Source organism: Granulicella sp. S156 (assembly GCF_009766105.1).
Taxonomy (GTDB): Bacteria; Acidobacteriota; Terriglobia; order Terriglobales; family Acidobacteriaceae; genus Granulicella.
In genome coordinates this window covers 383,129-401,361 of record NZ_LMUH01000009.1, presented here as the reverse complement: position 1 = coordinate 401,361, position 18,233 = coordinate 383,129, and the positions used below count along the sequence as shown (strand labels likewise).

Genomic DNA, 18,233 nt, shown 5'->3' with positions numbered 1-18,233 from the left:
ACTGCGCTCAGGGCCAATGACAACCAGAAAAGCAAAACAACAGCGCTTCATCCTCGGCATCTCTGCCAAGAATGAAGCGCTGTTTCCTGTTCTCTGTTCTCTCTTCTCTGTTTCCTGTTTCCTGTTTCCTGTTTCCTAGTAGTTGTAATTAACCTCTTCGCCCTCTTCGACGCTGTATCTCCGAAGCAGGTTCGGCAGGTTTTGTGAGAACGCCGCGCGCGGCATTACTGTGTCGCAGCCTGCCTCAACAGCCTTGGCCTTGAGGTCTCCCTGCAGATGCGAGAGGAACCCTACGATCGAGACCGAGCGCTTCAGCTTGGTCTTGAGCTTCGGAATCAGCGTCAGCGGTTTGGCGTTTGCGTTGTTCAGGTCGAAGACGATCAGCGCGGGTTTGTTCTCATCGCCGCCTTTGGTCAGTTCAGCAATCGCCTCTTTGTCGTTCTTGAGGAACGCCACCTTGACACCCTGCTTGCGCGCCGTCTCCTGAATCTTTGCGATAAAGAAGAGCTCTTCAATAAAGAAGTAGATGTGCGTCTGCGCGTCCTCGGGGATCGGAATCGCCCTCGGCATCGAGTGGTCGATGGGCTGCGAATCGCCTTGATGGCGATGCCCCCCACGACGACCACCGTGCAGCTGGATGGTCGAGGCCGCGGCATCGACGAAGTTGCCGTTTACCTCGCGATAGCTGTGGTCCATGGGGCCGACAAAGCCGCGCTCCTTGCGTTGCTGCTGTCCTCCACCGCCCTTGCCTTTGCGCTTGAAGCCGCCACCGTTGCCGAAGTTGTCCGGACGATAGCCGTTGCTCTGCCCGCTGCTGCTAGGCGAGCTGGCATCGGCACGGAAGTCGTTGCCGGGATTCTCGTTGCGGCCTGGACGGCGCTCGCGGTCGCGGAACTTCTTCTTCCAGCGCTTGCCGCCCGGTCCCTGCTGCTGCTGGCCATTCGGATTGCCCTGGCCGTTCTGGCCTTGTTTGCGCGGCTGAGGTTGCTGCAGCGGGGCGGCTGTTGCCGCCAGTGCGAGACTCTCGCCTTCCATCACAATGGGAACAACCGGCACCGGCGCCCCTTCGCCGTCGGCGACAGGGACGCCATCAACACCGGCGACCTTATTCTTCCGCTTGCGGCGTCGGCGTCGGCTGCTCTTACTCAAGCCCATGCCCGGAGATATAGGACCCCCGTTGCCGCTCTCGCTGTTGTCGTTGCTGTCGAAGTCGTTGGCGAAATCGCCACCGTCGAAATCGTCCGTCGCACTGTGCGATGGAGCGTCCATTACATTCTGCTCTGACATGGTGCTGTTGGTTCCCCTTGCAATTGGGTGCTTGGAACGTTCTCTCCGGAGGAGCAACCCGCGTACAACTCCGCGTACCCGGCATCCCGGTGAGGGAGCGGACGGCGGACAGCCCGTGGGTGGTTCTTAGGAGACGGTCTCAAGCGTTGACTCGAATAAAGGCCTGAACATCGTTGCCGATCTGTGGTCCCTAGCGTCGGAATACCCCGGACACTGTTCTCACTCGGCCCATTCGCCAGCCCTGGCGAACGGTTTTGTGCATTGCATCGCTGCTTCTCTGCCCTGTCTCATCAGGGCCATGCGGCATCGAGAGGAGTCCGGCAAAATCCTGCCTGGACTCAAAGTCCCTTACCCTATTGTCCTTACCTGTCCTTAACCGACTTTGTATCCGGCTCAATCCGGCAAGCGCACAGCTCATTCCGGTTGATATTGCCAGAAGGCCTACCCGCATAACCCGAGGTGTCAACCTCCGGCGTTCCGCTTTATCCTCCGGCATGAAAACCGGCAACCCTCTGGATAAAGCCCCATCCGCGTGCCAAACATAGCGATACTACGCCTAGCGCCAGGGATACGCAAGCATGTTTTGCGAGGCAGGTTCCCTTTAGAGCGCTTGCCCTGCTCTTGAACCCCGGAAAAGCCCCAAAAAATGCTGCTTTTCCGAAGAAAAGCAGCATATAGGCCAGGGCCTATCTCGCAGGAGTAAAGCACCCTACGGATAGGGAGCGGCGCTTAAAGCCCTTGGGCCACCTCCCCTCCCCGGAAGATGGCCCTCAGATTTTAATGGCCAGTCACTGGCCTCCCATAAATGATTCCGCTTAGAGCAGAACCGGTTCGGAGGGTGGCGCATCTCTTGGGTGCGACTTCATGCCCTGGTTCCGAACATCCGGCTTGCACTTCGTATCGGTAGGTGAAACCTTCCATGCCGAAGTACAGGCTTTGAACACCTGGAGATAGAGCAATCTGCGTGCCAAACCAAAATCGCCAGTTTTCAGCGATTTTTGAAGTTATTGTGTTTTGCGTTATCCAAAATCCGGAGAAGCCCTGCCGAGTGCTCCGTTTTTCGGAAGAATCGGCCCGATCAGCCTGATATCTTTGGCTTCCCCCAGACATTGACCGGGTCAGATGGCTCTCCTATAATCAGAGGCGCTGAACTGGAATATTTGGACGGCAGCCAACGGCACTCTGAGCCCGTAACTCTCTCCTTTCAACAGTCAGAGATATTGAACTGAATTGCCGTTCCCCGATTCCAAACGTTGAGCCCACCGACCTCTCGAAATTAAGATTAAGCCAACCAATCTCTCCATCCTGTAAGGAGTCTCAAACACCGCATGAACCGTACCCTTGTTTTCGCTACCGCGCTGGCTGCAGGCCTGGCCACCACCAACCTCATTGCACAGGCTCCCGCAGCTGCTGCAGCACCCGCCGCCGCCGTTGCTCCTCAGGCCATTCCCGCCAAGGTCGCCATCGTCGCCTTTGAACAGGCTGTCGTGGCCACCAACGAAGGCCAGCGCTCAGTTGCCGAGGTTCAGAAGAAGTACGAGCCGAAGAAGAGCCAGATCGAGAGCCAGGGAGCCGAAGTCGATTCGCTCAAGAAGCAGCTTCAGGCTTTGCCGGCAAGCGCTCCTGACGATCAGCGCGCTTCGCTCATCAAGAACATCGACACCAAGGACAAGGCGCTCCAGCGCGATGCCGAGGACGCTCAGAATGCTTACCAGAGCGACCTGCAGGAAGCCTACGGAAAGGTGGCGCAGAAGGTTGGCGCAACCGCTGTGAAGTACGCGCAGGACAATGGCTTCACGCTGATGCTCAACGTCGGCGGACAGCAGCAGGCTAACCCCGTGCTCTGGTTCGCGCAGACCACCGACATCACGCAAGCTGTCATCAACGCCTACAACACCAGCTCAGGCGTAACGGCACCGCCGCCGTCGGCTCCTGCTCCGGTTCACCACACGACTCCGGCAACACACTCGACGACACCAAAGCAGTAGTTCGATTTACACAACGCAGCAACAGGAACGGAGGCCTTCGGGCCTCCGTTCCTGTTTGTCCTTGGTGATACTCTCTTCGTACCTTCGAGACGAACTGGAGCCAAATCTTTGACGACACGACGTACTTTTCTTTCCCTCAGCGCACTAAGCGCGGCTGGACTTTGTGCCTTTGAACGCGAGAACCATGCCGCTCTGGCGGAACCGGTCAAGCAGCTCAACCCACCTGCGAAGCCTGTCATCATCACGCGCGTGACCGGCGACCAGACCATCCAGCAGGCGTATCAGATGTTGCTCGACGGCAGCGATACGCTGGACGCCGCCCACCACATCTGCCTCGGCCGTGAGAATGATCCAACCGACCACAGCGTGGGCCTCGGCGGTCTGCCGAACGAGGACGGCGTCGTGGAGCTCGACTCCTGTTGCATGCACGGCCCCTCACGCCGCGCCGGCTCCGTGGGCGGCGTGCGCAACATCAAAAATGTCTGCCTGCTGGCGCGCAAGGTCTTCGAGCATACGTCGCACGTGATGATGGTGGCCCAGGGCGCGGAGAAGTTCGCCGTCGACCTCGGTTTTGCCGAAGAGAATCTGCTGACCGAAGATGCCCGCAAAATCTGGATGCTCTGGAAAAAGAACAACTCATCGATGGACTGGTGGGGAGTCCCCATGGCTGATCCCGCATGGAAAGATCCCTACGCAGACCGTCCCGCACCGAAGCCTACGTTCGATCTGCATGGGCTCTCGCAGCTTCGTCCCGGCCCCGTACCGCGCCATCCTACGCCGGAGTGGCACGCAACTATTCAAGCCCGCATGCAACGGCTCACCGAGATGGCGGCCGACCTCAACATCGAGCCCGACAAGCGTCTCTTCGCCGCTGAACAGATTCTGTGGCCGACGACCGGCACCATTCACGTATCGGTGATCAACACCAAGGGCGAGATGTCCGGCGCAACTACCACCTCGGGGCTGGCATGGAAGCTGGCAGGAAGGCTCGGCGACTCGCCCATCCTTGGCGCAGGAAGCTATACCGATCAGGACGTAGGATCCGCCGGCGCCACCGGATCCGGGGAAGAGAACATCAAGGTTGCCGGAGCGCACACCATCGTCGAACTGATGCGCCAGGGATGGAGCCCGAAAGATGCAGGCCTCGAAACCCTGAAACGCATCGTACGCAACTACAACGGCGATATGACCAAGCTGCGCTACCTGGACATGGAGTACTACATTCTGCGCAAGGATGGAGCCTATGCCGGCGTCTCGCTATGGAGCACAGGCGCCACCGGCAAGCCGCGATCCTTCGTCGTGCATGACGGCAGCTATCGCGTGGAACCGTGTGTGGCACTGCTCCAGGGAGCGATCACCGAATGGCCGCCGTTTTAAATGGATGTCTCAGAATTTGCATGAAAGAGAAGGGCACGGTTGCAACCGTGCCCTTCCGGTTCGTGTCACGCTACACTCTCTACTCTTCGCCAACCTTCAGCACCGCGAGGAACGCCTCTTGCGGAATATCTACCTTGCCGATGCGCTTCATGCGCTTCTTGCCTTCCTTCTGCTTTTCGAGCAGCTTGCGCTTACGGCTGATGTCGCCGCCGTAGCACTTGGCAATCACGTTCTTGCGAATAGCCGTCACGGTCTCGCGTGCGATGATCTTCGAGCCGATCGCGGCCTGAATCGCAACCTCAAACATCTGGCGAGGGATGAGCTCGCGCATCTTCGCCACCAGCGCCTTGCCACGGTCATAGGCCGAATCGCGATGCACGATGATGCTCAGCGCATCGACGGGATCGCCGCCGATGAGGATATCCATCTTCACCATCGGTGAGATCCACGAGCCAGCAAGGTGATAGTCGAGCGACGCGTATCCACGCGAGACAGACTTGAGCCGGTCGTAAAAATCCAGAACGATTTCATTCAGCGGCAGCTCGTAGGTAAGCATCACGCGCGTCTCCGAGACATACTCAAAGTTCTGCTGGCGACCACGCTTGTCTTCGACGAGCTTCAGGATGCCGCCAACGTACTCCTCGTTGGTGAGGATCTTCGCCGTGATGACAGGCTCTTCGATCTGCTCGATCTCCGTGCTGTCGGGCCAGCGCGAGGGGTTGTCCACCTCCAGCACGCTGCCGTCGGTCAGGGTGATCTTGTAGCGCACGCCCGGCGCGGTGGTGATGAGGTCGAGGTTGTACTCGCGCTCCAGACGCTCCTGGATAATCTCCAGATGCAGTAGCCCGAGGAAGCCGCAGCGAAATCCGAAGCCCAGCGCAACCGATGACTCTGGTTCAAAGTTGAAGCTCGCATCGTTGAGACGCAGCTTCTCGAGCGCATCGCGCAGTAGCGCGTGCTCATGCGAGTCGACCGTGTAGAGACCCGCGAAGACCATGCTCTTGATATCTTCAAAGCCCGGCAGCGCCTCGGCACAGGGCCTGTCGACGTGCGTGATGGTATCGCCGACCTTGGTGTCCGCAACGTTCTTGATAGTCGCAACGAAGAATCCGACCTCACCAGCGCTCAGCTCTTCGAGCACCACCGGCTTGGGCGTCATCACGCCCATGGAGTCGACCTCAAACTGGCGGCCGTTCGACATGATCTTGATCTTGTCGCCCTTGCGCAAGCGGCCATTGATGATGCGGGCCAGCACAATCACGCCACGATAGGCATCAAACCACGAGTCGAAGATCAGCGCCTGCAGCGGCGCCTCAGCATCGCCCTGCGGCGGCGGCAGCAGCGTAACCACGGCTTCGAGGATGTCCTCCACATGGAGGCCCGTCTTCGCGCTCACCGCCACGGCGTCGCTGGCAGGAAGCCCAACGGACTTTTCGATCATCGCCTTGGTGCGCTCGATGTCAGCGCTGGGAAGGTCGATCTTGTTGATGATCGGAATGATCTCCAGGCCACCGGCGATGGCTAGATACGCATTCGCAAGCGTCTGCGCCTCGACACCCTGCGACGCGTCGACGACCAGCAGCGCGCCCTCGCAGCTTGCCAGGGACCGCGAGACTTCATAGCTAAAGTCCACGTGGCCGGGCGTGTCGATGAGGTTGAGCTGATAGGTCTCGCCGTCGTGCGCTTTGTACATCATGCGTACGGTGTGGGCTTTGATCGTGATGCCGCGCTCGCGCTCGAGATCCATCGCGTCGAGCACCTGCGCCTGCATCTCGCGCGAGGTCAGCGAGCCGGTAAGCTCCAGCAGCCGGTCGGAGAGCGTCGATTTGCCGTGGTCGATATGCGCGATGATCGCGAAGTTGCGGATGTGCTTGGGGTCCATGCTGTCCAGAGAGGCAAAAAGCCTCGAACCTCTAGGCTACCATTGCCGACGCGTACTCAGGCCTTACGAGACGGCGACTTAGCCGGCAGGAAGGTCACGATCTTTTCGATCTTTCCGACGATGTTTTCGTTAAAACGACTCAGATCCCCCGCCGGAATCCAGTATTCCAGAGCAGTCGCCGAACCAACTTTCTGGACTTCATATTGCGCCAGATAGTTTGTTTTCACCGCGAATCGCAGAACGTAGCCGATATAACCGGACGCTTCGTCCGCCGTATTCCACTCGCGAGCGATGAAGCTGGCATACTCCTCGCTAAGAACCGGATAGAAGATTGGCTGGCTACCAAGCCTCGGCGGAAATTCCCTAAACCCACTCGCCGCAATCAGATCGAACTCTTTTTGTCCCACCGGCCTGTAAAGAGTCGTGCTTTCTTCGGCACCCATAAGGAAAAAGTATACCTTTCGACAATGTTCGGCAGAACGACCGTTGCCGCGTCCAACCCGTACAATGAGAAGGTTGATGGCGAACGAGCGACACACCTCTTTTCTGCGGCGACGGACACTCGCTCTGGCCTGCGCGCCCTTGCTGCTTGCGTTCGTCGTCTCCCCTGGCGATCTAGCCGCACAGACCCCGGCCGCACAACCGACAGCCCAGCAAATCGCACAGGCACAGCAACTCGCCGCCACACAACTGCGCGCGCAAAAAGCGCAGGGTCTCATCGACCAGGCCGAGAAGAGCTACCAGTCCGGCGTAGACAACTACAACAGCAATCGCCTCGACGCCGCGCGCCAGGACTTCGACTTCGCCGTCGATACCCTGCTCTCAAGCGGCCTGGACCTCAAGAACGACCCCCAGCTCTCCGATGAGTTCGACCAGCTGCTCTCGAAGATCAACTCGCTGGAGATGGTCGCGCTCAAACAGGGCAATGGATTTTCGCCAACGCTCGACGCAACCCCTCTGGACGCGGCCGGAGACGTCACCTTTCCTCCGGCAGATCCAGCACTCCTCGGCAGGGTAACGGCCGAGCTTAAAACAACAAACTCCGATCTCCCCCTGGTCATCAACGACTACGTTGCTGGTTGGATCAGTGCCTGGAGCAACCATCCGAAACTCCACGCGACCTTGAAACGTTCACTCGAACGTGCAGGCAAATACAGGGACATGATCTCCAAAGTCCTGCGCGACAATGGCCTTCCGCAGGACCTTATCTATCAGGCCATCACCGAAACCGGGTTCCAGCCGCAGTCGGTCAACCCTGGATCCGGTGCGGGCGGCATGTGGCAGTTCATGCCCTTCGGCAGCGGCACCTACGGCCTGACACGCAACGGCTACTTCGACGAGCGCTTCGACCCCGAGAAGTCCACCATCGCCTACGCGAAGTACATGAAGTACCTGTACGCGCAGTTTGGCGACTGGTATCTTGCGATGGCTGCCTATGATTGGGGCCCGGGCCGTGTACAACATGTTGTCAGCCGCACCGGCTACGCGGATTACTGGGAGATCTATCGTCACGGCGGCCTGCCTGCGGAGACCAAGGCCTATATACCGAGCCTCATCGCCGCCATCATCATGGCCAGAAACCCCGCCCAGTACGGCCTCACCGATCTCGTACCCGATGCACCCGTGCTCTCCGACACGGTAACCACGAGCTATGCGATCGACCTGAAGCTCGTCGCCGACCTCACCGACTCAACCGTACCGGCGATCGTTGCGCTGAACCCTGCGATGCTGCGCCTCACCACGCCGCGCGACATTCCGTACGACCTCCATATCCCTCCCGGAACGCGCGACACCTATCTCGAGCGCCTCAAGGACATTCCCGAGGACAACCGGGCGAGCTGGCGCTTCCATGTCGTGAAGGAGGGCGAGACACTCGACCAGATTGCCCTCTCACTACGCGCCCGTGCCAGCGAGATCGCCGAGTTCAACGACATCGCTCCGGACAAACCAGGCAAACAGATCGAGTCCGGCGACGAACTCGTCATTCCCATCTCCGCCGCCAGCTCCAGAACCGGGCAGCAGCGTTACACCGTACGCCGCGGCGACACCCTCATCACCGTTGCCGACCGCTTCGGCGTCACCGTCGAGCAGCTCCGCGACTGGAATAATCTCTCGTCGAGCAGCGTCTCACCGGGCCGTTCGATCTACGTCGCCGAACCTGTACGTCTTGCTCCCCTTACACGTTCCGTCCGCTCGCGGCGCGGTCGCAGCACAACACACGGCAGCGCAACACACTCATCTGCTGTCTCGCATACAACCGCTCGCAGCACGGCTTCGCACACACATTCGCAGAGCAGGCCCGTACCTTCGACGAGCTCTAAACCGAGCGCGAAAAAGAAGCGTGGCCACTGATTCGAGACCTCATTTCCGAACCCCGTGCGAGTGATCCTGAATGACGCCTTTGAAAAAAAATCACCTGCACCAAAAAAGGTGCTTGCTATTTCGCTACGCCGGGCGTAATCCTGTTGCTATGATTCGCGCGAAGGGAGCGGCAAGTTCAGCCTGCTCTTCTCGTAAGATATAGAAGGTCAAACGGTTCAAGATGTCTATAGTCAAGCGGCAGAAGCGATACACACCATGCGCCATCCGCCGAGGAGAAAGATGATGTTGCCGGAAGAGGAAACGATCAAACTTTACGCCGCTGCCTACGACGAAGACGAGGAAGCGGACGCGCGCGACTTCGACGACCTGGATGAAGATGACGAAGAAGAGGAAGAGGAGTTCAGTGCCTCCGTCGAAACCTCCTTCGGCGAAACCAGCACACACGCCGAAGAGGCAGACATCTTCGCACCGCCGCCCACACCGGTTGCTCCCTACGAGCCACCCACACATCTCTCCACCGTACCTACACCAGCTCCCGTTGCACCCGTGGTAAGTACGCCGAAGAAAGCTGTCGTCAAGAAAGCTGTCGTCAAAAAGACAGTGGAGAAGAAAGCACCAGCCAAAAAAGCTGCAGCCAAGAAAGCTCCAGCAAAAAAGGCGGCTCCAGCAAAGAAGGCTGCGAAGAAGGCCCCCGCAAAGAAGGCCATCAAGAAAGCTGTTAAGAAAGCCACCAAGAAAGTGGCTGCGAAGAAAGCTCCTGCAAAGAAGAAAACTGCAGGCAAAAAGATTTCAAGTTCTGCCGCGAAGTCATCACGTGCTCTGCGCGGCGGTAAGGCTGCCTCGAAAAAGGCAGTTGGCAACAAGAGCACAATCAACAAAAAATCAACTATGAGAGGTAAGACCTTGGCAACGATTAAGAAAATTGTAAAACCCGCAAAGAAGGCAGCAAAGAAGGCCCCCGCAAAGAAGGCCGTAAAGAAGGCCGTAAAGAAGGCCCCCGCAAAGAAGGCAGCAAAGAAGGCCGTAAAGAAGGCTGCCAAGAAGACGGCTGCTAAGAAGTAAGCCGTCCCCAACCGCAATACAGGCAAGCAAAAGCGCCCGGCAACCTCTCACGAGGCCCGGGCGTTTTTGCGTCTGCTGTGTGGTTGCGTGTTACTTGCCGGCTTTGATCGCCGCCAGCACATCTGCGCTATGGCTATCGATGTCCTTCACTTCCCACTCCTTCACGATCTTGCCTTTGGGAGAGATGAGGAACGTGTCACGCTGGGCATAGCTCGTGCCGTTATGGGTCATCAGGGGCACGCCGTAGGCGTCAACGACCTTGTGGTCCGGATCGGCGAGCATCTTGAAGGTGAACGAGTCCTTCGTGCACCAGACCCGGTGGCTGTCCACGGTATCGAGAGAGACGCCCAGCACAACCGCATGCAGCGCCTCATACTTCGGCAGGTCATTCTGGAAGTTGTGCGCTTCCTTCGAGCAGCCGCTGGTCTGGTCCTTCGGGTAGAAGTACAGGACCACCCACTTGCCCTTGTAGTCGGAGAGCGAAACCGGCGACGCATCCTGCGAAGGCAGAGTGAAAGCCGGCGCCGCCGTGCCGACCGAAACTGTGTCTTTCGCGAACGCGGTGGCCGAACCAAACGCCATCAGCGATGCGAGCCCCATGGCAAATCCCGTTGTCACTTTTCTGGAACGAAACATAGTAAATCTCCTGAGGGCGCGCGTCGTCACTCCAAATGCGCAGCCACGTTCAGTCTACTCGCCGAGCTTCAGACCGTGCCTTCCCCCGGATGTCATTCCTTTGTCATGGGCAGGCCACGCTCCCCAACGATCGCGATTCCAGCCCCATCTGCGGCCTTCACCATCGCCTCGCGATCGAAGAGCAGCGTACGCCCCGCCTCGACGCACAGACAGGTCGCACCCGCCGCCTGCATGGCTTCGATCGTCGGCAGCCCCACGACCGGCACGTCGAAGCGCATATCCTGCTTCGGCTTGGCGACCTTCACCACCGTAAGGCGCCTCTCCAGGGTGCTGGCTGGCTCTTCCAGCGTCCGGAACAGGGCCCCAGCGCGTGCGATGGTCGCATCGGTACCCTCCATGGCCTCTACAGCCACGCAGGCCCCTGCAGCGATCACCACGGTCTGTCCCAGGTCGAAGCCCGCGATGCCGCGCGCCACGCGCAAGCCGTAGTCGATGTCGCAACGCTCTGTTTCGTCGGGCGCACGCGCCGTGAGGACTCCCTCCGCCGCCAGCATCGGCTCCAGAAACGCCGTCGACGACATCAGCGTGATGCCCTCATCCTCGAGCACCTTCGCCACCGCCCCGAGCAGCATGTCCGTATTGCGTGTGCGCAGATTGAGCAGAAGCTTGGCCAGCCGCCAGTCCGGACGGATACTCGAAAAGATCTGCTTGTGCTTCACCTGCCCGGCCATCACAGCACGGCTTACGCCCTCGCGCTGAAACATCTCGATCAGCTTCGACAGCTCACCCAGCGAGAGCCAATGCACGCGCACAAACTCCGGCTCACGCGCGGCACGTTCGTTGATCTCGAGATCGGTCTCTTCCTTGATCGCAGCAACAACGACGCGCAGACCATGCGCCCGCGCCGCGTCAAGCAGCAGAAACGGGAAGCGTCCGTTGCCGGCGATGAGGCCGAGTGTCTGGTCTTGTAAGGCGCTCATGCAGCTTTGAGTTCGAAGTCCACGCGACGGCCAAGGGCTGTTGCCATATTCACCAGGGCATCAATCGAAAACTTATTGATCTTCCCGCGCAATAGATCGTTGATGCGCGGCTGCGAGACGCCGCAACGCTTCGCCGCTACTGCCTGTGTCCAGCCATTTTCTTTGATGATGCTTCGAAGTTGCATCATCAGTTCAGAACGTGCCTCAAGGTTCGCCGCCTCTTGCGGAGAAAATCCCAGCGCATCCCAGACGGATTCGAACTCCTCAATCACGAGAGGCTCTTCCTTTACTTTCGCTCTCGCAGCAGCTGTTCGAGTCGTGTGCGCGCCAGTGCGAGGTCCCTTTGATTTGTCTGCTGCGTCTTTTTTTGAAAGGCGTGCAGCACGTACACCGCCTCGGCCAGCCTCGCGATGTAGATCACTCGATACGTTCCTGACTCCACCCATACTCGAATCTCCTCCACGCCCTTGCCAATGCTAGGCATCGGTTTGGCATCGCTGGGCTGCCGGCCCTTTTGTACGTTCCGCAACTCGAAGCCTGCTTCGCGTTGCGCTAAAGCAGGAAATGCCTGAATTGACTTGCGAGAATCGCCGAGCCACAGCAGTGGTTTCATTCAATATATCTGTTTTGATATAAATCGGCTACTTGATCACGCCACGCTCGCTCGCCGCTACAAACTCCGCGAGATACTTCACATGCTCGCCGCCCGCACCCTGCGCGAGCATGTCGTTGATGCCTTCGAGCGCCTGCGTCGTGTTGAGCTTGCCGCTGGTAAGCAGCCGCATCGCCGACGTAAGCTCGCGCAGTTGCTCTGCCGTAAACCCACGACGCTGCAAGCCGACCTTGTTCAGGCCATAGCAGTGATTACTGCGCTCGACCGAGGTCAGCGAGTACGGCAGCACGTCCTGCGTAATCGTCGTACCGCCGCCGATGTAGGCGTAGCGACCGATGGTGCAGAACTGGTGCACCGGCGCATTCGCGCTCAGGGTGGCGTAGTCCTCCACCGTGACATGCCCCGCCAGGGTTGCTCCATTGGGCAGGATGCAGCCATTGCCAATCGACGAATCGTGTCCGATATGCACGTACGCCATGATGAGACAGTCTGAACCAATGCGCGTCACACCACCGCCACCCGTCGTGCCACGCGAGATCGTCACATACTCGCGAATCGAGTTGTTATCGCCAATCTCCAGGCGCGTAGGCTCGCCCGCGTACTTCAAGTCCTGCGGTGCGATGCCCAGGCATGCAAAGGAAAAGATACGATTGCCACGTCCAAACGTCGTATGCCCGTCGAGCACGACATGCGAAACAAGCTCGCAATCCTCACCCAGCACCACGTTCGGCCCAATGGTGCAATAAGGTCCGACACGGCAACTTGCAGGAATCACGGCACCCTCAGCAACGATCGCACTGGGATGAATGCTCACTCGCCCGTCGCCTCTTTGGTCTTGACCTTGCGCACGCGCGGCACAACCTGGCAAGTGATCGTCGCCTCCGCCACAACCTTGCCGTCGACCGTGCAGATGCCCTGCATCTTCACCGCACGCGAGCGCCAGTTCAGGACTGTAACTTCAATGCGGAGTTGATCGCCCGGCAATACGGGCCGGCGAAACTTGGCCTCTTCGATGCCGGTGAAAACCATCAGCTTGTCATCACGGTCAGGAATCTCGGTCAGCAGCAGCGTACCGCCGGCCTGGGCCATCGCCTCGATCGTCAGCACACCGGGCATGATCGGGTAGTCGGGGAAATGCCCCACAAAATGTGGTTCGTTAACCGTCACGTTCTTGATCGCAACGACGCGTGTCCGGGGCTCTATCTCGATCACGCGGTCGATCAGAAGAAACGGATAGCGGTGCGGGAGGATGGACATGATCTCGACGATGTCCATAGTTGTTTTTTCGGCGGGCGCAGGCTCTATCGCCTCAATCGCGCTCAGTACAGACGAATTACTCATAGCACAGCCCAGAATATCATTTACCCCATACTTTCAGCTCCTAGTTCTCAGGAAAGACGTCTCCCTGAAACTGACAACTCCTGACTGACAACCCGGGCGCTACTTCGCCTTTTTCTCCAGCGGGCGGTCGGGATCGAACAGGTCAGACGAGAGCTTGCTGTTGTAGACCACCTTGGTCAGATAGCGCTGCGACACCGTGTCGCCGTTATGCAGCCGCGTAATCGTCAGCGGCGTCATAATGCCTTGCACCGGCTGATAGTTGTCGTATTGCTCCTCATCCGTGTCGTAGTCCTTGTAGGTCGCGTCACGCCACTGGAAGGTACGGCTGAGCGGGCGGTGATTGGATTCATCCAACGCGATCGTCACCTCATCGTTACTGGCCGTCAGTACGCTCACCTTGTCAGCGAGCCGCCGCCCTACCAGGCCTGTGCCTTCATACGTGACCATCACGCCAGGCTGCCGCAGCCAGTCCTTCACGACGACATCGAGCGTGTGCCGCCGCCGCCGCTGGTAATCTTCCACCTCGTCCTTCGGCAGATCCTTCTTGCCGCGAAAGGTAACCTCATAACCGCCATCAAGCGTCCATATCACGGCGACGTCGCGCTTGGTGGTCGGAATAAAGACGCCCAGCTTCGACACGATGATGAGGCGCACCCCAAAGGGTTGCGCTCGTGTGTACTCTTCAAACTCCGAGACATACGGATTGGGCTGGCTCTTGTAAAACGTTGCGCCCTTGCCATACGAGATCCAGTCTGAGCGGTTGAGCCACGCGTCGCCCCCCAGGGCATCCACCATCTGCTCCAGCAACTTGCGCCCACGGTTCTCCCCCTGCGCCTCGGGAGCGGATTGCGCACTGGGGATGGTAGAAGCCTGCGCATGAGCACGCCCCTGCAATCCGCCCAACAGCAGCATCGCCACCGCAACCGATCGAACTCCAAAACGTCTCATCGTGCTCCCAGCCCTGGCCTTTGTTTGTTCTTCGCCGTTGTTTGTTCTTCGCCGTCATCCTGAGGCGTAGCCGAAGGACCCCCGCATTGGTAGCGGCACAGACCCAAAGCGCACCACAAACACTGGTCGTACCTCGCTTTGCGTCTGTAGTGGCATAAATGCGGCACCCTTGCCACAAAATGTGACAAGAATATTTTCCGAACCCTACCCAACCAACACAGCCCCGCCGTTCACATTGAACACCTCACCTGAAACAAACCCAGCCCACGGCGTACACAGAAACACGATCGGCCCGGCGATCTCTTCAGGCTCGGCGGCACGGCCCAGTGGAATCAATCCCAATGTCTTCTTGGACGCAACCGGGTCCTTCAGGGTTCCAGCCGACATCTCCGTCCTGACCCAGCCGGGAGCCACGCAGTTGCACAGAACTCCCTGCGGCGCGAGCTCGCTCGAAAGGCTCTTGGTCAACGAGAGCAGCGCCCCTTTGCTGGCAGCATAGTCCGCATGGAAGGCTTCACCCCTCTGCGCCGCCGTGCTCGCAACCAGCACAACATGCCCCCGAGTTCCCTCGCCTCCTGTTCCCGGCTTGCCGTCTTCTGTTTCCTGTTTCCTGTTTGCTGTTTGCTGTCCGAGCATCTGCGCGACTCCGGCCTGCACCAGACCGAAGACGCTGTCGAGGTTCACTCCAAGCGTTCCGCGCCACTGCGCCGCACTCATCGTCGCGATCGGCTGATCGTGTGGCGGCCAGATGCCGTGGTTCACGATGAGGCAATCCAGCCTCCCAAACACAGCGCTGGCCGCGGCGATCAAGACCTGTCCATCCTCAACGGTCGCAAGCTCCTGCCGCACCGCCCGGCAAACAGCCTCGCCTCCACACTCGGCCACCAGATCCTGCGCCTGTGCCTCGGCAGAGCGGTAGCTGAATACGACGCGCGCTCCTGCCTGCCGCAGCAGCCGAACCGTCGCCGCTCCGATACCGCGCGACCCGCCTGTGACCAGCGCCACTTTGCCTGCGAGGGAGAGTGACACACCTCCGGTTACCTGTGAGAAACTCATCTGGCAGTTGTAGCAGGGTGGGGCTGTGTTCTGCATCTCAGCCTTGCCACGAGCAACCCTGCGTCTTCAAACCGTCAGAATCTTGCTTTCAAGGAGCTCGCCGATGAAGTACGTCATTCTCGTCTCTCGCCTTCTGCTGGGCCTCGTATTCACGGTGTTCGGTGCCAATGGCATCCTGCACTTCCTGCCTGCTCCCCTGCCCGCGGGCGACGCCGGCACATGGTCGGTACTCATGATGGCCCACCACTACATGACCTTTGTGGGTGTCCTGCAACTCGTCGCTGGCATACTTCTGCTCGTCGGTCGTTTTGTGCCGCTCGGCCTGACCATCCTGGCTCCGATCCTCGTCAACATCCTGGCCTTTCACTTTCTCTTCATGCCCAAAGGCGTCATCATTGGGCTGATTTGCGCGGTTCTGGAGATCATCCTACTGATCGCCTACCACCGCAGTTTTGCCCCGCTATTCGCCCCCAACCCCGAGGCCGACACCAGTAAGCTGTAGCACTGAAACAGCGAGAGCGCGGAACAGAAAACATAGAGCGAGCCACCAATTGGGTGCCCCATCTTCGGCGCGGCTTTATGCGCATAAGGTGGGCATTCGCGCGGGTACGCGCGAACCGCTCCTGCCCATCTTTCCTGCTCCACAGGTCTCAGAGAAGCTGTCGCGACGATAAGGCAACCGGATTCTGCCTACCCTACTCTTTCCGCTTCCGTACCGGCTTCGCGCGATCCCCCAACAGCTTCCTGCGTTCCGCGATCAGCTTCGCCTGCTGCTTTACCGGCAACGCCAGTACATCGTGCGTACGCTTCGTCATCTTGCCATAGGTAATCGCATGCGCCGCGCGCAGTTCGTCTTCCCACTCAGCGTTGCGCCACACGCCCCAGTGCTCCGCAGCGACCCAGTGAATGCGCGCCATATAGGGCGCCGGAATCAAGCCTTCGCGCTCCAGAAGCTCGGCATACCGCTCCGGCCCGGCCGAATACATTGCCACGCCTTTCGACAGACCTTCACCGAGATCGATCAACGCGAACATCTTGCCGCCGATCGCCTTGTCGCCAACCCAGTACACAAGATTGTCGCCCCACTGCATCGTCTCCGCGGCATGTGGCAGAGACAGCAGAAATGTACGCGCGCGTTCGACATCCATGCGCAGAGTATAGAGCCAACCACTCCCACATGGCTGTCATTTCGACCGACCAACGGGAGCGGAGAAACCTCAGCATTTCGCAGGTGCTTGTATTACCAAGGAAGCTACTAGATACGCTGTACTGCCTTGCCAGAGATACCTGCGTTGACCGCAAAGTTTGCAACTCTAGGGCTGGTACTACAGCCGTCGCGTTCCTTGGCGAACCGTTGCGCCCGTTGCGTCAAGGCTTTTGCAGAGAGCGCTTTCTCCATACAAGGCATCGAACAGATTCTCTATACTTAAAACCACCTCATGCCGACTGAAACACAAACCGCCTTTCTGCCTGTAACCGAGCAACTCGACCTGATCACCAAGGGCGCAGCCGAGATCATCCCTCCCGTCGCCGCCTCCGCGCCCGACGCTCTTGCCGCGCGGCTGGAAGAATCGCGCAAGACCGGCATTCCGCTGCGGATCAAGGCCGGCTTCGACCCCACCGCCCCCGATCTGCACCTCGGCCATACCGTGCTCATGCGTAAACTGCGCCACTTCCAGCAGCTGGGCCACACCGTCATCTTCCTCATCGGCGATTACACCGCGCTCATCGGCGACCCCACCGGCAAGAATCAGACCCGCAAGCCGCTGACCAGGGAAGAGATCGACGCCAACGCCGAGACCTACAAAGACCAGGTCTTCAAGATCCTCAACCGCGAGAAGACCGAAGTCCGCTACAACTCGGAGTGGCTGGATAAGCTCGGCTATGCGGGAATAGTAAAGCTCGCTGCCAAGTTCACGGTCTCACAGATGCTGGAGCGCGAGGACTTCCACAAGCGCTTTCAGGACGAGCAGCCCATCCACGTCCACGAACTGCTCTACCCAATGGTTCAAGGCTACGACTCGGTCGCGCTGGAGTGCGATGTCGAGCTCGGCGGCACAGACCAGAAGTTCAACCTGATGCGCGGACGCGACCTGCAGCGCGATGCCGGTCAGAAGCCGCAGATCATCCTGATGACCCCGATCCTCGAAGGCCTGGACGGCGTGCAGAAGATGTCCAAGTCGCTCGGCAACGCCATCGGCATCAAGGACCCCGCACCCGACATGTACGGCAAGCTGATGAGCATCAACGACGAGCTCATGTGGCGCTACTGGACCTTCCTCACCGACCTGCCCCAATCGCAGATCGATGCCATGCGCGTGTCTGTCGAAAAAGGCGAACTGCACCCGATGCAGGCGAAGAAGAACCTCGCCCACGCCATCACCGCCGACTTCCACTCCACCTCCGAAGCCGATGCCGCCGCCGAAAACTGGGCAACACAGTTTCAGCAGAAGGGCGTCGCCGAGGATCTGCCCGAGGTAACCGTATCGCTAAGCGCGGAGGGACTGCACGCTCCTCCAGCCGAAGGCCAGAGTGAGCAGCCTCTGCGCATCGCCAAATTGCTGCAGCTCGCAGGCCTCGCTGCATCCGCCGGCGAAGCCACCCGCAAGCTCGCAGAGAACGCCGTCTCGATCAACGGCGAGAAGTTCAACGGCAAGACACTCTCTCAGCAATCGCTCGGCGAAACCCCGACACTTCGCCTCGGCAAGAAATCCGTACGCGTGCGGTGGATCGACTAAATT

At 59.2% G+C, this 18,233-nt stretch carries 18 protein-coding genes; 6 read left to right on the top strand and 12 right to left on the bottom strand.

Annotated elements, in window-relative coordinates; genetic code table 11:
* Nucleotides 1-135: 135 nt before the first annotated feature.
* Nucleotides 136-1,287 carry a response regulator gene (locus tag GSQ91_RS09255; RefSeq protein ID WP_158821245.1) on the bottom strand — a complete coding sequence of 384 codons (1,152 nt, stop codon included), beginning with the start codon at nt 1,285-1,287 and terminating at the stop codon, nt 136-138.
* Between the two features lie 1,328 nt (nt 1,288-2,615).
* On the opposite strand from GSQ91_RS09255, the gene GSQ91_RS09250 reads away from it, so the two are divergent.
* Nucleotides 2,616-3,275, top strand: coding sequence for an OmpH family outer membrane protein (locus GSQ91_RS09250; RefSeq protein ID WP_158821244.1), 660 nt, complete (start codon nt 2,616-2,618; stop codon nt 3,273-3,275).
* Nucleotides 3,276-3,383: 108 nt separating this feature from the next.
* On the top strand, nt 3,384-4,652 hold the full coding sequence (locus GSQ91_RS09245) for an isoaspartyl peptidase/L-asparaginase (RefSeq protein WP_158821243.1): 1,269 nt from the start codon (nt 3,384-3,386) through the stop codon (nt 4,650-4,652).
* 79 nt (nt 4,653-4,731) lie between these two features.
* Here GSQ91_RS09245 and lepA read toward each other — a convergent pair whose 3' ends face one another.
* Both lepA and GSQ91_RS09235 read right to left on the bottom strand, forming a co-directional pair.
* A complete protein-coding gene (lepA, locus tag GSQ91_RS09240) occupies nt 4,732-6,534 on the bottom strand; it encodes a translation elongation factor 4 (RefSeq protein WP_158821242.1) in 1,803 nt (600 codons plus the stop codon).
* A 56-nt stretch (nt 6,535-6,590) separates the two neighbouring features.
* Complete coding sequence (locus tag GSQ91_RS09235; RefSeq protein WP_158821241.1) at nt 6,591-6,977, bottom strand: hypothetical protein; 387 nt, start codon at nt 6,975-6,977, stop codon at nt 6,591-6,593.
* Between the two features lie 76 nt (nt 6,978-7,053).
* Between GSQ91_RS09235 and GSQ91_RS09230 the strand changes: the two genes are divergently transcribed.
* The gene (locus GSQ91_RS09230) at nt 7,054-8,886 is read left to right on the top strand and encodes a LysM peptidoglycan-binding domain-containing protein (RefSeq protein ID WP_254064454.1); all 1,833 of its coding nucleotides are present in this window, start codon (nt 7,054-7,056) and stop codon (nt 8,884-8,886) included.
* 249 nt (nt 8,887-9,135) lie between these two features.
* Nucleotides 9,136-9,918 carry a hypothetical protein gene (locus tag GSQ91_RS09225; RefSeq protein WP_216845156.1) on the top strand — a complete coding sequence of 261 codons (783 nt, stop codon included), beginning with the start codon at nt 9,136-9,138 and terminating at the stop codon, nt 9,916-9,918.
* A gap of 90 nt (nt 9,919-10,008) precedes the next feature.
* On the opposite strand, the gene GSQ91_RS09220 is transcribed toward GSQ91_RS09225, so the two are convergent.
* The 8 genes from GSQ91_RS09220 to GSQ91_RS09185 all read right to left on the bottom strand — a co-directional run bounded on the left by GSQ91_RS09220 (nt 10,009) and on the right by GSQ91_RS09185 (nt 15,492).
* Nucleotides 10,009-10,554 carry a peroxiredoxin gene (locus GSQ91_RS09220; protein WP_158821239.1) on the bottom strand — a complete coding sequence of 182 codons (546 nt, stop codon included), beginning with the start codon at nt 10,552-10,554 and terminating at the stop codon, nt 10,009-10,011.
* Between the two features lie 92 nt (nt 10,555-10,646).
* Nucleotides 10,647-11,534, bottom strand: coding sequence for an LpxI family protein (locus tag GSQ91_RS09215; protein WP_158821238.1), 888 nt, complete (start codon nt 11,532-11,534; stop codon nt 10,647-10,649).
* Complete coding sequence (locus tag GSQ91_RS09210; protein ID WP_158821237.1) at nt 11,531-11,806, bottom strand: helix-turn-helix domain-containing protein; 276 nt, start codon at nt 11,804-11,806, stop codon at nt 11,531-11,533. Before GSQ91_RS09210 ends, GSQ91_RS09215 begins: the two co-directional genes overlap by 4 nt.
* 14 nt (nt 11,807-11,820) lie before the next feature.
* Entirely contained in the window at nt 11,821-12,147 is a 327-nt protein-coding gene (locus GSQ91_RS09205; protein WP_158821236.1) for a type II toxin-antitoxin system RelE/ParE family toxin, read from the bottom strand.
* Nucleotides 12,148-12,175: 28 nt separating this feature from the next.
* Nucleotides 12,176-12,961, bottom strand: coding sequence for an acyl-ACP--UDP-N-acetylglucosamine O-acyltransferase (lpxA, locus tag GSQ91_RS09200; protein ID WP_158821235.1), 786 nt, complete (start codon nt 12,959-12,961; stop codon nt 12,176-12,178).
* Nucleotides 12,958-13,488 (bottom strand): 3-hydroxyacyl-ACP dehydratase FabZ, encoded by a 531-nt coding sequence (fabZ, locus tag GSQ91_RS09195; RefSeq protein WP_158821234.1) that lies wholly within the window; start codon nt 13,486-13,488, stop codon nt 12,958-12,960. Before fabZ ends, lpxA begins: the two co-directional genes overlap by 4 nt.
* A gap of 99 nt (nt 13,489-13,587) precedes the next feature.
* Nucleotides 13,588-14,436 carry a hypothetical protein gene (locus tag GSQ91_RS09190; protein WP_158821233.1) on the bottom strand — a complete coding sequence of 283 codons (849 nt, stop codon included), beginning with the start codon at nt 14,434-14,436 and terminating at the stop codon, nt 13,588-13,590.
* Nucleotides 14,437-14,640: 204 nt separating this feature from the next.
* Complete coding sequence (locus GSQ91_RS09185) at nt 14,641-15,492, bottom strand: SDR family NAD(P)-dependent oxidoreductase (RefSeq protein ID WP_158821351.1); 852 nt, start codon at nt 15,490-15,492, stop codon at nt 14,641-14,643.
* 103 nt (nt 15,493-15,595) lie between these two features.
* On the opposite strand from GSQ91_RS09185, the gene GSQ91_RS09180 reads away from it, so the two are divergent.
* On the top strand, nt 15,596-15,994 hold the full coding sequence (locus tag GSQ91_RS09180; RefSeq protein ID WP_158821232.1) for a DoxX family protein: 399 nt from the start codon (nt 15,596-15,598) through the stop codon (nt 15,992-15,994).
* 193 nt (nt 15,995-16,187) lie between these two features.
* Here GSQ91_RS09180 and GSQ91_RS09175 read toward each other — a convergent pair whose 3' ends face one another.
* Nucleotides 16,188-16,640, bottom strand: coding sequence for an MmcQ/YjbR family DNA-binding protein (locus GSQ91_RS09175; RefSeq protein WP_158821231.1), 453 nt, complete (start codon nt 16,638-16,640; stop codon nt 16,188-16,190).
* A 291-nt stretch (nt 16,641-16,931) separates the two neighbouring features.
* Here GSQ91_RS09175 and tyrS point away from each other — a divergent pair, with 291 nt between their 5' ends.
* Nucleotides 16,932-18,230: a tyrosine--tRNA ligase gene (gene tyrS / locus GSQ91_RS09170; protein ID WP_158821230.1), complete on the top strand. Its 1,299-nt coding sequence runs from the start codon at nt 16,932-16,934 to the stop codon at nt 18,228-18,230.
* Nucleotides 18,231-18,233 lie beyond the last annotated feature (3 nt).

Coding starts and splice junctions, on each gene's coding strand:
- GSQ91_RS09255 (WP_158821245.1), bottom strand. CDS start 1,287: ATGTCAGAGCAGAATGTAATGGACGCTCCATCGCACAGTGCGACGGAC.
- GSQ91_RS09250 (WP_158821244.1), top strand. CDS start 2,616: ATGAACCGTACCCTTGTTTTCGCTACCGCGCTGGCTGCAGGCCTGGCC.
- lepA (WP_158821242.1), bottom strand. CDS start 6,534: ATGGACCCCAAGCACATCCGCAACTTCGCGATCATCGCGCATATCGAC.
- GSQ91_RS09235 (WP_158821241.1), bottom strand. CDS start 6,977: ATGGGTGCCGAAGAAAGCACGACTCTTTACAGGCCGGTGGGACAAAAA.
- GSQ91_RS09230 (WP_254064454.1), top strand. CDS start 7,054: ATGGCGAACGAGCGACACACCTCTTTTCTGCGGCGACGGACACTCGCT.
- GSQ91_RS09225 (WP_216845156.1), top strand. CDS start 9,136: ATGATGTTGCCGGAAGAGGAAACGATCAAACTTTACGCCGCTGCCTAC.
- GSQ91_RS09220 (WP_158821239.1), bottom strand. CDS start 10,554: ATGTTTCGTTCCAGAAAAGTGACAACGGGATTTGCCATGGGGCTCGCA.
- GSQ91_RS09215 (WP_158821238.1), bottom strand. CDS start 11,534: ATGAGCGCCTTACAAGACCAGACACTCGGCCTCATCGCCGGCAACGGA.
- GSQ91_RS09205 (WP_158821236.1), bottom strand. CDS start 12,147: ATGAAACCACTGCTGTGGCTCGGCGATTCTCGCAAGTCAATTCAGGCA.
- fabZ (WP_158821234.1), bottom strand. CDS start 13,488: ATGAGTAATTCGTCTGTACTGAGCGCGATTGAGGCGATAGAGCCTGCG.
- GSQ91_RS09190 (WP_158821233.1), bottom strand. CDS start 14,436: ATGAGACGTTTTGGAGTTCGATCGGTTGCGGTGGCGATGCTGCTGTTG.
- GSQ91_RS09185 (WP_158821351.1), bottom strand. CDS start 15,492: ATGAGTTTCTCACAGGTAACCGGAGGTGTGTCACTCTCCCTCGCAGGC.
- GSQ91_RS09180 (WP_158821232.1), top strand. CDS start 15,596: ATGAAGTACGTCATTCTCGTCTCTCGCCTTCTGCTGGGCCTCGTATTC.
- GSQ91_RS09175 (WP_158821231.1), bottom strand. CDS start 16,640: ATGGATGTCGAACGCGCGCGTACATTTCTGCTGTCTCTGCCACATGCC.
- tyrS (WP_158821230.1), top strand. CDS start 16,932: ATGCCGACTGAAACACAAACCGCCTTTCTGCCTGTAACCGAGCAACTC.